The sequence below is a fragment of the Paenibacillus agri genome (genome assembly GCF_013359945.1).
Classification (GTDB): Bacteria; Bacillota; Bacilli; order Paenibacillales; family Paenibacillaceae; genus Paenibacillus_AQ; species Paenibacillus_AQ agri.
The window spans coordinates 25,180-42,682 of record NZ_JABWCS010000189.1 but is presented as its reverse complement, the minus strand read 5'-3'; the positions used below and the strand labels follow the sequence as shown (position 1 = coordinate 42,682).

Here is a 17,503-nt window from a genome sequence, read left to right as displayed (position 1 = left end):
TCAACCAATCTATTAATCAACTACAACATGAACACTCGTCTCTCCAGTTTTTAGTGACTTGAACGAAAGGGTTGTTATCTCACCTGACCATGAGGTCCCTGGTACGATATTTTGATCAATGGTAAACGTGATTTTACCAGGAGAAAAAGTCGCAGTCAGGTTGGAACCCGGAATTCTACCATTAGTGAGGTCTCGTAAGGGCGTGAAGTCATATAGATCCAATAGCTCCAGCTCTTTTGGATCGTAAGACACAACAAAACTCATTTCACTAAAATCTTGAACATTCTGAGCCAACAGTGTTAGGCTGCACTCTTCACCTTTCTTAACTTTGATAATGTAATCTGGACTAGTTGTACTCTTTCGTAAAGATGGACTCCATGCTGTAACCCCCGTAACATTCATTGCACGCAATCGGTAAGTATGTGCTGTTCCTGAAGGCAAGTTATTATGTAAATAGCTAGTGTTGCTTCCGATGTCTACAGCCTTACCGTCAATCTCAAGTTGATAACCGTTAGCCCCTTCAATTTTCTGCCAGTGCAACTCAATAGAATTATTTTTTGCTACTGCATCAATCTTGGACGGAGCACCAGGCAAATTAGGAAGAGTAGAAAGCGACAACACAGCTACCCAATCTCCTGTTTCGGTTCCCTGTTTAACCCTGATTTTGTACGTATGATATTCTTCCGGACGCAAGCCGGTGTGATTATAAACTGTGTTCGTTCCGTTATCCAACAATCTTCCGTCAACCTCTATATCGTATCGGGCATCAGGAGATGCCGTATCCCAAGATAAAGTAATTGCTTTATTAGTTACTACAGCAACAATATTGGTTAAGGATTCGGTGTTAGACTTCTCGGGCATAGTGCTTAAAGTAACCCGCTTGGACCACTCACTGTCGCCACTGATGTTTTTGGCCCGAATTCTGTAAGTATGAGAGCTATTAGCTGCTAGTTGATCGTGAACAAAAGAATTTTCAGTAACATTAACAATAGATCCTCCATCAATCTCAATATCATAACTATCGGTGTGAGGAACAACGTACCAGGCAGCAGTAATCTCAGTAACATCGGAAGTTGTCATGATATTAGTTGGGATATCCGGTATTTCTGGATGGGTTGTAACATCGAGTGGAAAACTCCACGCACTTTTACCGCCTATATTAACAGCCCGAACCCGATAGGTATGACCTGTAAGCGCATCAAGACCTTTATGTGTATAGTTGACCGAGTTTTTGTTGTCCATAATTAGACCATCAACTTCGATTTCATAAGATGTAGCCATATCCATTTCTTCCCATTTTAGAGCTATCGAATGAATATCAGGCACTGCGGACAATTTATTCGGTGTAGCTGGAGGATCTGGCCAAGTCTTCTGCGTGATAGAATTGCTCCAACCACTAGCTCCTCCGGTGTTGATTGCTCTGACACGATAGATATGATCAGTTAAAGGCTCCAAGCCCTGATGTACAAACGTATTTTTGCCGCCATTATCTATAACTTTGCCATCCGCTTCTACTTCATACTGAACAGCTCTTGCGACCAAGTCCCAGGTCAAAGTTATGAATCTTTGGGACGGTGCTGTAAGCAGATTAACCGGAGCTTGCGGTGGATCTGGCAGGGTCAGCTTAGTCAAAGTCTGGCTCCAGTTCCCTGTTCCTCCTGCATTTCGAACTCTAACCCGGTAACTATGTTGAGTATTCGCTAATAGGCCACTATGTGTAAAAACAGTTGCATTGCCATTGTTAAAAATGGAGCCGTCCGCTTCCACATCATAGCCAAGTGCGCCGGGAGACGCGGGCCAAGTCAGCTTAATCCATGCTTGGGAAGCATCTGCAGTCAGTCCGCTTGGTGCTTGAGCCAATGTTGTTCCGCTGGCGACGGCACCAAATGCAGTTTCTATGCCTTCTGCATTTTTTGATTTGGCTTGAAAAGGATATGTAGTATTTGCTTGCAGGCCGTTAAGCACAATTGTTTTACCCGAAGGAGTAATCCACACCGGAGAGGAGGTGAGTACTCCTGTTGAGGTAACATAAGAAGAACCTGTTTGAATCATATAAGAGGTGCTGGGAGAGTTATTATCATTAAGAAGTATTTTTACAGAAGTTTCACCGTTCTGCTGAATGGATAGAGACGGAGTTTGTGCTTGGGTATAGGCGTTCCGCTCACTGACTGCGATATGCCCAACCCGGTCTCTGGCTTCAAACTTCGTACGGTATAACGTATTGGCACTCAATCCAGAGGCGGTGAAACTCGGTTCAGCTGTCCAACCGCTGGACTGGGTCCCTACAGTATATCTATATGGAGCGCTATCCAAACCGGATATTGCATCATAAGCCGTACCAGCCATTCTAACTTGTGTGTCTGATGAAGATATATTCACATTTCCCAATTGAGGGTTACTTTTATCAACAACAATACTAATCGAACCTTGAGAGCTTGCTACTCCATCACTCACAAAGAATCGCAGTGTATGGAATCCTTCTGATATTGTTGACATGTTTAGAGGACTAAAGGAAACTGATTGGGCTGTGGCAGTATTGGTAGCTATTTTGGTCTCTCTTGGGTTTGCTTCCGAATCTATGTAATAATTAACTTCTATTCGATCATTGTTAGCATCCGAGACTCTGACTACCGGTACAAATAAAGAGTTCTCACTAAGTAGCTGATCGCTTGGTGTGCTTATAGTCAGGACTGGTGGAGAGTTTTGAGTCAAGGGTCTATCATTGATATATTGATATAACCCATTACTCCAACCGTTATTATATTGATTCGGCTCATGCTGTGCATCCCCAGCTCTAATAAAAACAGATAATTTGTTAGGCAGCTCTCCATAACTCTGGTACCAACTTCCAGTCTGCTGGGTCTCTAGGTCACTTGCATTAGTTATAAAGGTATTATTCTGCTCCGGTGCTGAAGGTCCCTCAACCAACCTATGAGTGCTAAAAACCATATGCTCAGAGCGCTGACTATTTGATAAAGAGATTTCAATGTTCAGATACCTAGTACGTTGCATCTCCGACCACCAATGTGCTCCAGAACCAGAAGTCATAACAATAGGCTGATCCAGCACAATATCATAAAAGAACTTGCCTGAGGATAAATTCAAACGGATATTTGTAAGTGTAAATCCTGGCATATTCAACGTTACTTCTCCGATATTCCCCATGCTTGGTTCCCACTCAGCAGTCCTATTAAAACCCTCCACACGTACATTGCTAAAACTGATTATATTAGGTTCTCCACTTGCAGTTATTACTTTGATATCTCCTAAAAAACCAAATAAGAAAACCATAATACTTAAGAAAACTACTGCCCATTTTTTTAATGTCTTGTTCATATTATCTTCTCCTACCAAGACCAAATTTTCATATTACTATTGAATTCTAACTTCATTCGAAAATACGTCATCCGGGAAGATATTTGTCCCCAGATGACTGTTCATCCTACTCAATGATATAAGTTACCTTGGTATAGTCATTGGTTAAAGCCGAGAATTTTATAGTATTCATCACAGTTTTACCATTGCTCTGGATGGTATAGATAATTCGGCCAGGTTCAAAGCTTGTTACCGTGACATTACTTGCCTTAATTTGCCCCACCACTGTTTCAAGTTCCGGGGTTTCCGCACGCAGGTCAATGACTTCCAAATCAGCTGCACTGTATGTTACGGTAATTTTCCGCTCCGTTAAACCACTCTTCTGAGGGATAATCATTGCAAAATTGAACTGGGTATCCTTTTCTGGTTGAATGGTTAATGCTGGCGTAGTGACCTTCTTTAGTTTATCCGACCAGCTACTGAGCATATCCGAATTTCGGGCTCGAACGCGATAGATATGCATTGTGTTGGGCTCAAGTCCAGTATGCTTATAGCTGGTAGTCTTGATTCCTGAGACCAGCTGTCCGTCCACTTCCAGATCATATTCCGTAACTTCCAGAACTGAGTCCCATGTTAGTTCTATGGAGTTAATGGTAGATGAAGCACGTAGATTCTTGGGTACATCAGGTGCTGTAATCCCAGTAAGAATAGTTGTCCATTCACTCCAATCGCTCACAACCTGAGTATTTTTAGCTCTGATACGGTACTTGTGCTTTGTATTAGGAAGCAGCCCCGTATGTGTGAACTTAACTTTAGCTCCGTTGTCAAAGAGTATACCATCGGCTTCAACCTCGTAGCCGGTTGCCCCCGCAACCGGGTCCCACGACAGAGCTATCTGATTGCTCGTTGATTGAACTTTAATATTACCTGGAATACCAAGAACGGTAGCTTTAGTTAGGGGACTGCTCCACTCACCAAGTAAATCTTCGTATTTAGCTCTGACACGATAAACATGCCATGAATAAGGCTCTAAACCGACATGCTTGTACGAGGTGGCAACTCCGTTATCCATGATCTCACCATCTACTAGGATGTCATATCCTGTTGCGCCTTCAACCTCATCCCATTTGAGTTCAATGCTCGTATTCTCCGAAACAGCCCGTAAGTTCTGTGGCTTTCCGAAAATAGTTTTGCCGGATACCACTCTGCTCCATTCCCCTGCACCACCTGCATTCCTCGCTCTTACTCTATAACTATGGCTGGAAAAAGGGGGTAATTTCTCATGGATGTAGGCATTTTCTTTGCCAATCTGAATGACTGCTCCATCCACTTCAATATCGTAGCCGATTGCGCCGACCACTACGTCCCATGTCAATGTAATTGCCGAGCTAGTAGCTGATACCTGAATGTTATTGGGAATACCGGCATGCGTTGTATAGACAATTAGATTCGTCCATCCTCCAAAAGCATTTTCATTTCTTGCCCTTACTCGATACGTATGCTCAGAATTCAGGTCTAAATCCGTATGGTTGAATTCGGTTTTTAATTCATTGTTTAGAATGGTTCCATCAGCCTCAATTTCATAGGCTGCGGCCCCAGGAACAGCATCCCACGAAACATGGATTGAATTTCCGTTAACCTCTGCCGTAAGATTCTGCGGAACTGCAGGAGGAGTATATACTGTAATCTTCCCGCTCCACTGGCTAACTCCATTCTCATTATGGGCTCTCACCCTATATTCATGCGCTGTATTGGGATCAAGATCAGTATGAAGGTATGAACTCTCCTTAATGTTGCTTATAACGCTGCCGTCAGTCTCCAGATCATAGGCTACAGCACCAGATACAGCGTCCCATTTCAATGTAATGGCATGCTCATCCGCAACACCTGAGAGATTTGCCGGAACCGCCACAACGGTAGTCTTGGCAACAATGTCACTCCATGCTCCCGATCCACTACTATTTTTAGCTCTGATTCTAAAAACTTTAGGCATGTTTGGATTTAAGTCAATTTCCTGATAAGTTGTGGTATTCCCAATATCATGAATGCTATTGTTAACCTCGATTTCATAGCCTATCGCTCCAGTAACGGGCGCCCAATTTAATGTAATTGTGTCACTAGTAGATGACAGACTAATGTTCTGAGGAATAGACGGCAATGTCCAATAAGATTCTTCCAATGACCATTCTCCCTTAAGATCACCGCTATTGGCTCGGATGCGGTAAACATGCTCCGTTCCTGACGGGAGATTTTCCACAGTGAAGTTAGACTCTTTTCCAAGGCTCGTAATATTGTTGTCGAACTCTAGCTCGTAACCGTCCGCATTAAACAGAGGGGCCCACTGTAAAGTAACCGCTGAATCGGTTGCACTGGCTCCTAGTAATGGTGTGCCAAAAGGCCTCAGTGACAAAGAAGGAACAACTTCTTTAGGTTGCTTGCCACTCTCCCAAAGCAGACTTGCCCGAGGATTGCCAAAATCGTTGGCATACTCCATTCGAAGATCGTATCTCATCCCCGCCTCAAGCTGAATGTTCCCTTTCGCAGAATTGTTTTTTGCTGTCCATTGATCAACCAGAAGCTGGTCGTTAACCCATAGCCTTACCCCACCGCTAGTTTCTACAGAAAAAGTGTATTCTCCAGAGTATTTAGGTTGAATTTGTCCCGTCCATCTTACGGAGAACCGTTTATCGGCAATCCCTGGCACACTTAATACAGGCCGACCTGATAGGAAGATTGATTCATCTACTTTCACTTCCTTCTCACCCGAAAAGTTACTGTCACTGAAATATTCCGCTTTCACTCCTGAGACAATATATTTCAGTAATGTCCGGCCTTCTATCTCATTACCGGTATGAATTACTGGTCTTTGATTGGAGATGATATTTCCACTAACTGCAAATAATCCTCCTGTAGTAATACTTAAATGATTATTCACGCTAATACTTCCACGTACGAAGAAATCTCCTTTGTTGACCTTCAAATTTGCAACTAAATTATTGGATATTACATCCCCTACGGACATTTCTTCATCAACAATCATATTTACACTCGTATTGATGCTCATACTTCCCGGAATTAGTACCCGCTTTGCTTCTAAGTTGAGCGTCCCACCGTTATATGCTAGGGTGTTCGCATAAAGTTCATTGTCTACATGAAAACTCACGTTATTATTCAATTGAAATGCACTTTGTACCCACAGATTCCCTAAACGCTGATCATCTCCACTGTTCAAAATATCAACGTTCAACTGCGCGTTTGCATTAAAGCCTCCTCGCAGAATCAAGGTACCATACACAGTTATACTCAGATTTTTATTGGAATTTATTCCATCAACAATCAAAACGACCGGTTTGTCCGGACTTCCAAATGTAACACTTGATTCCAGGTTTAAATATCCTGCTTTTACTATCGCCAAACTTTGAGAGTTTGAGTTAATGGCTTGTTGTAGGGCAGATATATTGTCCCCACCTGCGGAGATAGCATTCCGGTCATATTGCTGTATTTGTAGATTGATCTTATCAATCTGTTCGTTGATATGCCGAGATATTTCAGTCTGCAATCCATTTATACGTGTATACGGAGGAGCATTATGTACATTAGTCATCGTACCTGACATCAGAACTTTGTTCCCAGCCACCTTATTCTGCTCATACGGCAAAGATATACTTGCCGGTGTTAACATTGGATTGAATATATTCACCATAGAAATCTCAATATTATTCAAAGCTGTTTCGAAACCAAGACCATTTATTTGACTTAGGCTCAGCCTCCCATCCACTACCTTTACGCTTTTCTTCATAGTGGCATGTTGTCCCGCTTCTAATGAAAGCCCCTCCCAAAACGGGGTACCCTCTACATCCAGTGCATTCGTACTGCTATATACAGAATCACCTACGGTTACAGCTACTTCATAAGTTCCATTCTCTACTTGAATTTCCCACTTTGAATCAGAGTGCATTAGGGTCAAAGTGTCTAGAGTAGAACTAATGTAAGTATCTTCATTCACTGTTGCCCTACTATACAGACTCTCATTTGAATAGGTTATTCTAGTTACAGTAGTATCTGTGTGGTCTTTATTCCATCCGTACGCATATTTATTTTTCACTCCGAATAATTCTCCATAATCAGCCAGAAAATCTTTCGGAGTGGATGATTGTGCAGGTTGAAAATTGATTTTTATCGTCTCACCCTGTGCAAGCACCTTCATATCATTCCCTCCAAAAAACGGAAAGAAAATCTGCATTAACAGTAGTAAACATAGAAGTTTGCCTAAAAGTCTCTTTCTTTTCTTCATAAATGCCCTCCACATCAATATCAAATCCAAAACCTATGTATAAAAAAAGGCACAAAAAAACCATTGAAGAAGCGGCCCGGCTACCATTCGCCAGAACATCCGAAGATGCTGGGAATAAGGCCCGTGGCTTTGCGTCCCTGACTTTCGTACAGGTTTGCCTTTATAAATTCAAATGGTTATTAAGGATTGACGACAATTCATTACTTCAATTACAAAACATACTCCGCGTGGTAATAATAACCTATAAATGAATCTGTTAATATTGTCTATTTTGTGAATTTTATCTTTTATTCATGAAAGCGCTTATATAATCTATAATATTTTACATATCACCCAGACAAATAACAAAATAAGGATATATCAAGGAAAACAATAATTGTATTTTCACACTCAAGCCCCAAGTAAGTGTCTTGTCGACACCCACATCAAGCACCCCTTCTAGCCTCATTGAAAACATCTAATGAGCCCGAAGGGGTGCTAATGTATATGCTTCTATCTATTTCTGGCGAAACTCCCGCGGAGCCTCCCCAGTCAGCTGGTGAAACAGCCGGGAAAAGTAATGCACAGAGCTGAAATGATATTTCTCGGCGATTTCTGTGATGCTGAGCATGGTGTGGAGCAGGTCTTCCTTCGCTCGGCCGATTCGAAAGAGATTCATATACTGAATGGGCGAGCAGCCGGTAGATTTACGGAACAGTTCAAAAAAATGCCCGCGGCTCATATTAAGACTGGTGTAATAAACATCCAGTGGCTTGGGAGCGTCGTGGAGCAAATCCTGCTCCATTACCTCCAGAAGTTGACTGATTCTACGGTCTGGAATCTGCTGGTCCTTCAGCAAGCTGTTCAGGAAGTAGTCGATGAAGGTCTGGAAATTCCGCTGAATCGTCAAGCTGCGCATAAAGGTCTGCTCATTGGTAAAACTAGCAGTTTTATAAAAGTTCTGGAAGAGCTCCTGCCAAACGCGCACGGATTCCACCATGATAATTTCCGGTAGCGAATAAGGGAATGGCGGACCCACAAGTTCCTCCAACAACGGCTCGGGCGGGTAGCAGACTGGACAAGCCGTATCAAAAAACGCCGCTCGCTCGACATAGGACCAATCGAAATAGCAGCATAGGTGAACCATTGGCTCCTGCGAATCAGCCAGCCATTCATGTGGCTGCCCCGCCGGAAGATAAACAAGCGCACCCGGACCAAGCCGGGTACGCTCCCCATTTGTACACAGCACGCCATACCCCTCGCTGATCAAGTAAATGGAACTGGTGTAGCATATTCGCGGAGAACTGGACTGCCCTTTGGAAAAAGGGTATCGTGTCGCAAGATATACATAGGGATGCAAGGAAGTAAAGTTCATGAGGTAATCCCCTCCACTATTCCAGTTAATTACTTGATCAAGGTAAACGTGACCAAACATCACCATTGTAAACAATTTACTATAGCTTATTCAAATAGAATCTCAGCAGAATGTGTTCCTCAGTGTGTCGATCCAGGCGATATTACTGGGCGGCAAGTTGTGACTCGATAGCTGCAGCCAGTTCCTCATAGGAGGAGCTAGGCAGCAGCTTGCCATCTACCATGAACTGCGGAGTTCCGTTCACGCCGTAGTTCGCTCCTGTTTTGAAGTCTTCTTTTACCGGAAGCATATACGTATGATCGTCCAGGTCCTTGGCAAACCTGTCATAATCGATGCCACTGATGTTCTCCTTAACAAAATCCTTCAAGAACTTGGGGGTCGCCCAAATCTGGGTCTCATCGCCCTGGTGGTCATAGAGTTTGCTCATGAACTCCCAAAATTTATCGTTGTTCTGGGCGGCAATAGCTTCCCCTGCACTGGCGGCCATAATGGAATCACGATCAATAAAAGCGTAGTTTATGAAGAAAAACTCCACCTTGCCGGTCTCGATAAACTCTTGTTGAAAACGTTCAAAATAAGCCTGCTTCCAGTTCTTACACGCCGGGCACTTAAAGTCCGCAAACTCGATGACTTTGACCTTGGCGTCCGGACTGCCCAGATGGGGCTGCTTCTCATATTTCAGACCTTTCGCGTCATATTCCCCTTTGATTTCCGTATAGTTAGGTAACCCCTTCAGATCGGAGGTTGTGCCGGAGCCTTTCAGAAAGATTAGCGCCCCGGCAAGAACAAGCACGCTGATTGTAATCACGGTAAAAACATAAGGAAATCCCGATTTTGTCTTTGAATTGTTAGCCATCTGTTATTCATTCCTTCACGATTGATACAATAGTTACGGATACATATGCGATACAAAAGTACGATAGGATAAGCAGCAGTACATTCTTTTTAAAACAATGCTCCAGCTCAAGTCCGAGTTTATGCTTCAGAACCAGCTGCTGCTCTTTGTGAAACAAAGTCCCCCTCCCTTGCCGACTGAACAATTGCGCTTTATAATGTTAGCGCTTTCTATTATTCGATCTTACCGTGTTCCCAGTTGGCCTGAAAGGTACACTTCGGAAGAGTAGGTACACTTCTCCTGCTCTATCAATTCATCCGCCAATCGTGCAACTATTGGACCTCCCGCTAAATACAGTAATCTAACATTCAGATACATTAGGAACTGTGCTTAGCATGACAAGACGAGGAGGAACACAAGATGCGTAAGAACGTTAAACAAGCTGGCAAGTTTAAAAATAAGCACATGGGATATGAACGGGCCGGTCTGCATGATATTAAGTTCAACGGACCGGCAACGGATTTTTTTGAAGGTGCTTTGCTGGGCAACGGAGGAATGGGCGTGGTCGTCACGACCCGGCCGGATGCGATAATGCTGCATTTTGGACATAACAATGTGTGGGATATCCGGATTGCGGAGGAGCATAAGGACGAGATTATGACCTTTCAGGAGGTGTTTGACCGGTTCGCTGACCTTCCGGCTGATCTGGCGCAAGTCACCGATAACCCGTGGTATAAACAATATTGTGAAATGGCCGGCGATAATTACCGCAACCCCTATCCCAAGCCGATGCCATGCGGTTCGTTATTGCTTCGGTATGATCGGCGGGATGCCGAGGTGCTGGGCCACACTGTGCATATTGCTGATGGGCGTTGCACGATTGATTTTTTGATACAAGGTAAACCTGCCGTGCTCGAATTGTTCGTAGAAGGAGACCATGATCGTGTCTGGCTGAAGGTAACTGATGCCGCTAGTGGTAAGGCCGTTCCGCTCTTCACGGAGGTTAAGCTGATTCCTGACCCGGAGACACCGCCAGAATTCCCACAAGCAGAAGTTCTAACCGACACCGTAACAGGACTACAACACTTCACGCAGATACTGCCGCGTATGGAACAACCACCTACTCCTTATATCGGACAGGCGAGCGACAAGGCGTTCCGGCTTGCGGTCAAAGCGGCTGGCGTATCTAGTGTGACTGACGTTTCCAGCGTTTCTGACGTGTGTGGCGTTTCTAGCGTTTCTAGCGTTTCTAGCGTTTCTAGCGTTTCCAGTGTGGCTGGCGTTTCAAAAGTGTCCAGTCTGTATCTGGAGGATAGTTCGGGTAAGCCGGTCACGTCAGAGGATCAGACAGCAGCAGCAGTACCAGTAACTAAGGTCCGCGTAGCCGCGCAGGATCATTTATCTCAGGATAAATCTGAATCGCAGCAAGAGCTACAAGGTTTCATTGCCTGCGTCGAGCTGTGGGAAGGTCTTAGCAGCGAGGTTCAGGCCACAGCGTTCGTGATACCGCCCGAGCTAGGCGGTTTCGCTGTAGCCAAAGAAGTAACAGCGACGCTATGGCGAGATTACTGGAGTCGTTCCTCCGTCGCACTGGAGGATGAATTTCTGGAGCGTATCTGGTACCGAAATCTGTATTTCTTCAACTGCTCCGTGAAGGAAGGACTTACTTGCCCTGGACTATTTGCCAACTGGAGTTATCGGAAGATCGGCGCGGACTGGCATGGCGATTACCATATGAACTACAATACGCAGCAGCCCTTCTGGCTGGCGTTCTCCAGCAATCATCTCGACAAGCATCTGCCTTATGTCGATATGGTGGATCATGTATTGCCTGTCAGCCAAACCTGGGCGCGTGATTACTACGGCCTGCGCGGAGCATATTTCCCGCACTCGGCCTATCCGGTGGAAATGACGATGATGCCTTACCCGGTACCGCACTGGGGCTGGGAAATCTGCGAAACGCCATGGACTGTGCAAAGTCTATGGTGGCACTATCTTTACTCTATGGATGCTGTCTTCCTGCGTGACCGGGCTTTCCAGCCCATTAAGGAAGCTGTTCTGTTCATGGTAGATTATATGAAACGCCCGGAAGCTCGGGGAGAACAATGGGGAGACGAGAATTATCATATCTTTCCGACAGTTGTGCCGGAGCTATACGAGATCACGCCCGGTTTTGCCAAAAACAGCGACTGCCTCATCGACCTGACATTGACCCGGTTCGTTTTCCGTGCATTCATTCAAGCCTGTGCCGTGCTTGGCTCAGAGCAAGAAGAGGCGCAGCTCCTGGATGAGGTGGAAGAAATCCTTAACCATTTCCCGTCCTATCCTACAGCCGAATCCCGGAACGGACGTATCTTCGTATCGGTGGAGGGTGAGAATCCCGAGGTCGTCTATAACGTGCCGGTTCCGCTCACAACCGTCTTCCCAGGAGAAGACCATGGCCTGCATTCCTCCGAAGAGGACTACCAGACAGCAGTGAATTCCTATCTTAATCACCGCAATGAGGGCGGCAATGAGCTAGTATTCTACCATCTTGCCGGTGCCCGCCTTGGTGTATTGGATCTGGAGCGATTCAAGCGGCAAATCCAATATTGCCTGCTGCCGAACGGAACCTGCACAGACCGTGTTCTAATGAGTGGTGGGCGTTATGCAGACACGGAAAATTTCGATTTCATGTCCCGGATGGGGATATGGTTCGAGAATTTCTCCCTGCCTGCGGTTATTAATGAATGTCTGCTGCAAAGCTACAACGGAAACCTGCGCTTCTTCCCCAATTGGCCGGATGGACAGCACGCAGAATTCCATACGCTGCGCGCTGTGGGCGGCTTCCTTGTCAGCGCGGCATTCGGCGACGTTGAGCCAGAGTGGATCGAGATCATCAGCGAAGCTGGTGCTCCTCTCTCCTTCTATATCCCTTGGGAAGGTGGCGCACTATGTACACTCTCGTCCGGGGAACAGGTTACGTTGTCGGGTGAAATAGGCCGGATCAAGACCGCGCCGGGAGAAACAATCACCATCGTGAAGCACCCACATTAAGAAGATAAAGGTGATAGCTATATAGTGTGAACTTAATAATCTAACGTCCCGAATGGGCAGGAGAAATCCTTGGCCCGCACTTCGCCGGAATATTCACCTGAGCCCGCGTTCGAGCTAAAGAGGACATTAATAACAGGAAAATATACCGTTAATTGTTTACTTCCAGCTTATTTGTCGTAAATAAAGGGAATTTCTCCCGTTAAAAACCTCTTTTATCTGTTCTGTGGCCTAGTCACGAGGTAATTAACAGGAGTTTTTCCAGTTATTTTTAGAAAAGAAGAGAATTTAATCAAAATAACAGGAGTTATTCCCGTTATTCCAATGCCCTATCGAGTGAAGTTGAGCTTTTCGGCGTATTTGTCACTTGAATCAGTGAAATCCTTTTGAACCAAGGGTTCATTTTGTACCTTAGGGATACAAGAAACCCGTTATTGAGACGTCGAAGTCATTTTGAAATTGAACTGTGTTTTAAATGCGTGTTATACAAACAACAATATTAATCCCCGAACAGCGGATAGTGTGGCTTATCGTGTAGTAGCACAGTTATTTATCACAACAAGTAACAAAATATGCTAACAACATGTAGCAAAACACCGTAACAACTAACAGTAAAACACCATAACAACTAACAGTAAAACACCATAACAACTAGCAACAACAACTTGTAGCAAAATACCATAACAACTTGTAGCAAAATACCATCACGCAAAGAAGCGTCCCCAGCAAAAATCGGGGACGCTTCTTCTCTTTCACATTTCACCCAAATATCCGCCTGCCTACGACTGGCGGGTCAACCGGAACAGCTGACTGGCGTAATCGCCCCACAGGGTCAGCGGCAGGCCAAGGTTCATCAGGCTAGAGCCATGCCATGTCGTACCGGCTTCGCCCTTCTCATCTTGCACAAGATATATGCCTTGCGGATCAAGTCCTTGCAGGGTCAGTCTTTTCTCCGCAGAGCCGAAATATTGGGCCTGCTGGAAGGCGAAGACCACGCTCTCCTGTCCATCATGGCTGATGTATTGGCTGGCTGAAATATCGCCTTCACGGAACGAGGACAGCCGGTACAGACTTCCCTCCGTGATGACATGGCGAATGTCTTTATACAGCTGCACATACCGCCCTGCTTCGGCTATTTCCTCATCGGACCAGTTGCCGATATTCGCTCCGATGCCAAGGCCGCCCATCATGGCGCTGTGGAAGCGGAACGAGAGCGGCAGATTTCTGCCGTTCATGCCATGCGGCGATTCTGTCACCCAGCACATCATAATGGATGGGCTGTAGGCATAAGTGAAGCCCTCCTGTATGCTCAAGCGGTCGCGGGCATCCGTATTGTCGCTGATCCACGCTTGGTCGGCGAACCGCAAAATGCCGTGGTCGATCCGTGCACCGCCGCCGGCACAGGTCTCGAATTCCACCTGCGGGAAGCGGTGTCTCAGCTCTGCCCAAATCTCATACAGGTGATCCACATGCTTGATCCACACGGACTGGTCTTCATGCTCTTTCAGCGGCAGCATCCCTGGCTCTGTGACCGTCCGGTTCATATCCCATTTAATGAAGGAAATGTCGTGGGTACTCAGCAGTTCAGTCATAAAATCAAGCACAAAGTCCTTGACCTCAGGCTTGCCTAAATTCAGCAACAGCTGATTGCGAAGCAATGTCCCTTCACGGTTCGGGAACTGATAGACCCAATCCGGATGCTCCCGGTACAAATCGCTGTCCGGGTTGACAGATTCCGGCTCTACCCACAATCCGAAATCCATGCCCAGTCCTTTCACATCATCTATCAGTTCTTGAAGACCCAGCGGGAATTTCTCCGGGTTGACGGTCCAATCCCCGAGACCTGCCCGGTCACTGTTCCGTCCACCGAACCAGCCGTCATCCACGACGAACAACTCCGTGCCCATCCGGGCCGCCTGTCGGGCCAGCGCTTTTTGGCCTTCGGCAGTTACAGCGAACTCCGTCGCTTCCCAGGAGTTATAGAGCACTCTTCTAATCCGCGAGCCTGGAAGGATGCATTCGCTTTGATAGCGATGCAGATTGCGGCTCATTTGCCCGAAGCCGTTCGCAGCAAACCCGCCTGTAAAGACCGGCGAGGTGTAGCTCTCTCCCGGCGCAAGTGTGAACGAGCTGTCAAAATCATTGATCCCGCCGACGATACGCAGTCGGCCGAAGCTGGACTTCTCTGCGACAATCTTCCAGTTACCGCTCCAACCCAAGGCTCCGAACCAGACCTTGCCCTGAGTCTCCGTTGCTTGACCTCCATCAATCGCGAACCATGGATTGGCATGCGGTCCCGTGAATCCTCTTCTGGATTCCAGCACCTTCTTGCCCTCGGTCAGCAGCTGGGAGCGAAGCTGATATTCTCCAGACCAGCGGCCTGTGACATGCGTCAGCCGGTAAGCAGGCAATACCGGGAGCGACCACGCCGCCGCCATAACCTGGTTAATACCCACAGGCAGATCTTCTTCATTCGTGACCTTCACAACTCTTTCGACCAGATCATGTTGAATAACTGCTTTATAGCAGACCTCCACCCGCAGCGAGTAATGGGCATCGGTCAGGATGATCACCAGTTCATTGTCACTGACAATTTCATGTCCTGTGTATTGCAGCTTCAGGTCACGGACCCCATCACCGAATTTCACTTTCAGGCAAGGTTCGGTATAGCTGCTACCTCCCCAACCGCCGTACTCCTCCAGCTCGCCGTTCAAGTCGGCGTCAAAGGAACTGTGAGTGCGCGCAGCCAGCAGGCCCACGCAGTCGCGTGCCTCTACTGGCTCGCCCCAGTACAGATGCTGCACACTATCTTTTTCATTAATACCCAAAATATAAGAGGATTGCTTCATCCGGATTTCAAAAATTCGTTCCTGTTCCAAATACTGAATCGCCAACGTAAAACACTCCATTCATTTATCAGGTTATCCTTTGACTGCGCCTGCAGCGATCCCCTTAATGATAAATTTCTGCATCAGCAGGAAGAAGACGATGACCGGGATCATTCCCATGACCGCATAAGCGAACGCCAGGTTCAAATCACTGCTGTATTGACCGAAGAAGAAATATTGCTGCAGCGGGATGGTCCGGTATTGATTGTCCTGCAAATAAAGCAAAGGCAGCAGAAAATCATTCCAGATGTACAGTGCATTCAACACAACCACCGTTGCCGTCACCGGCTTTAACAAAGGAAGAATCACACGGAAGAAGATTCCCGGTGTAGAACAGCCATCAATCGTGGCCGCTTCCTCGATTTCCCGCGAGATTTGCTTGATAAAAGCTGTATAGAACAGCACGCCCATCTGGATACCAAATCCCCCGTAGATCAGGATAATGCCCCAATGCGTATTGAGCATATGCAGGGTTTTTCCAAGCTTATACAATGGGAGCATCGTCACCTGAAACGGAATCATCATTCCCGACAGAAACAGCAGAAATATGATGTTATAAAAAGGCTTGTTCCTTCTTGCAATCGAATAACCAGCTAAGGCAGATACCAGTACAATCAGCACCACAGATAAACCTGTGATGATAAGACTGTTGCTAATCGCCACCGGGAATTTCGAGGTCTGCCAAGCGTGCAGATAATTAGAAAAATCAAGGCTGGACGGCAGAGCATAAAAAGAATCAAAGGTTTGCTTGGCTGTTTTGACCGACATCAATACGGCAATATATAAAGGAAACAAAAAAATCAAGGCCAACACCAAAATCAATACAAAAACCGCGATTCGCGTCTTTTTCATTACATCTCCACCTCCCGTCTGCGGGAAATGGACATTTGCACAACTGTAACGATCACCAGGATCAGGAAGAACATCATGGACAATGCCATCCCGTACCCGCCCTGGAAGGAAGAAAAGGAAGTTCTGTAGATATACGTGGACACAACCTCTGTAGCGAAGCCGGGCCCCCCGTTCGTAGTTACAAAGACGAGATCAAATACTTTGAGCGACCCGGTCAGCACCAGCAACAGGTTAATGGTAACTGAAGGCGCGAGCAAGGGGAAGGTGATATGACGGAAGGATTTCCACACCCCTGCACCGTCAATCTTGGCACTTTCGCTGAGCTCCTGCGGAATACCTTGCAGGCCGGCAATATAAATGATCATCGGCGAGCCAATCCCCTGCCACAGCGCTACAAGAATCAGCCCGAACAAGGCATAATCAGGATTGCCGAGCGGGCTTGTGACATCCAGTCCGAAGTGGCTCAGCAATTGGGGAATCCCTGTGCTGTAGTTATAGCTCCAGATAAACCCCGACAGAACGATTGAAATCACACTCGGTAGAAAAAAAATCGTCCGGAATACATTGCGCAGTGGCAGAAAAGCATCCAGTACCAGCGCAAGCAACAGAGAGAACACATTCACAAGCAGCGTCAGTATGAGAGCGTATTTGGCTGTATTGCCAAGAGCAGCCCAGAAACCAGGGTCCTGATACGCTTTTACATAGTTATCCCAGCCGACAAAAGCGAACTTATTAGACACACCATCCCAGTTTGTAAAAGAATAACGCGCTCCCATGATCAGCGGAATAACAACCGCCATAATAAACAGACAAACACCCGGCACAATAAAAAGAAGGTACCACATCTCTTTCCGCAGGGCACGCTGGAGATTCCCCATAAGTCTCATATCCTTTCTTCCCGCAGGGTAAAAGACACAGAGTGTTCCTCCATG

At 46.2% G+C, this 17,503-nt stretch carries 9 protein-coding genes and 1 riboswitch; of the genes, 1 reads left to right on the top strand and 8 read right to left on the bottom strand.

Features of this window, described 5'->3' with window-relative positions:
* Positions 1-12 precede the first annotated feature (12 nt).
* The 5 genes from HPT30_RS04360 to HPT30_RS04340 all read right to left on the bottom strand — a co-directional run bounded on the left by HPT30_RS04360 (position 13) and on the right by HPT30_RS04340 (position 9,976).
* Positions 13-3,336: a fibronectin type III domain-containing protein gene (locus HPT30_RS04360; RefSeq protein ID WP_175370257.1), complete on the bottom strand. Its 3,324-nt coding sequence runs from the start codon at positions 3,334-3,336 to the stop codon at positions 13-15.
* Positions 3,337-3,442: 106 nt separating this feature from the next.
* The gene (locus tag HPT30_RS04355; protein WP_175370256.1) at positions 3,443-7,609 is read right to left on the bottom strand and encodes a fibronectin type III domain-containing protein; all 4,167 of its coding nucleotides are present in this window, start codon (positions 7,607-7,609) and stop codon (positions 3,443-3,445) included.
* A gap of 67 nt (positions 7,610-7,676) precedes the next feature.
* Positions 7,677-7,778, bottom strand: a riboswitch (cyclic di-GMP riboswitch).
* A gap of 327 nt (positions 7,779-8,105) precedes the next feature.
* On the bottom strand, positions 8,106-8,963 hold the full coding sequence (locus tag HPT30_RS04350; RefSeq protein ID WP_175370255.1) for an AraC family transcriptional regulator: 858 nt from the start codon (positions 8,961-8,963) through the stop codon (positions 8,106-8,108).
* A gap of 142 nt (positions 8,964-9,105) precedes the next feature.
* Positions 9,106-9,819 carry a DsbA family protein gene (locus HPT30_RS04345; protein WP_175370254.1) on the bottom strand — a complete coding sequence of 238 codons (714 nt, stop codon included), beginning with the start codon at positions 9,817-9,819 and terminating at the stop codon, positions 9,106-9,108.
* 7 nt (positions 9,820-9,826) lie between these two features.
* Complete coding sequence (locus HPT30_RS04340) at positions 9,827-9,976, bottom strand: hypothetical protein (RefSeq protein ID WP_175370253.1); 150 nt, start codon at positions 9,974-9,976, stop codon at positions 9,827-9,829.
* A gap of 242 nt (positions 9,977-10,218) precedes the next feature.
* Here HPT30_RS04340 and HPT30_RS04335 point away from each other — a divergent pair, with 242 nt between their 5' ends.
* Entirely contained in the window at positions 10,219-12,834 is a 2,616-nt protein-coding gene (locus tag HPT30_RS04335) for a glycosyl hydrolase family 95 catalytic domain-containing protein (protein WP_175370252.1), read from the top strand.
* Positions 12,835-13,610: 776 nt separating this feature from the next.
* Here the strand turns inward: HPT30_RS04335 and HPT30_RS04330 are convergent.
* From HPT30_RS04330 to HPT30_RS04320, 3 genes are read right to left on the bottom strand one after another with little or no spacing between them, the layout of a single operon-like run.
* Positions 13,611-15,725 carry an alpha-galactosidase gene (locus HPT30_RS04330; protein ID WP_246316926.1) on the bottom strand — a complete coding sequence of 705 codons (2,115 nt, stop codon included), beginning with the start codon at positions 15,723-15,725 and terminating at the stop codon, positions 13,611-13,613.
* Between the two features lie 27 nt (positions 15,726-15,752).
* Positions 15,753-16,571, bottom strand: a complete 819-nt coding sequence (locus HPT30_RS04325) for a carbohydrate ABC transporter permease (protein WP_246316925.1) — start codon at positions 16,569-16,571, stop codon at positions 15,753-15,755.
* Positions 16,571-17,458, bottom strand: a complete 888-nt coding sequence (locus HPT30_RS04320; RefSeq protein WP_246316924.1) for a carbohydrate ABC transporter permease — start codon at positions 17,456-17,458, stop codon at positions 16,571-16,573. The genes HPT30_RS04325 and HPT30_RS04320 overlap by 1 nt, the downstream gene beginning before the upstream one ends.
* Positions 17,459-17,503: the final 45 nt, after the last annotated feature.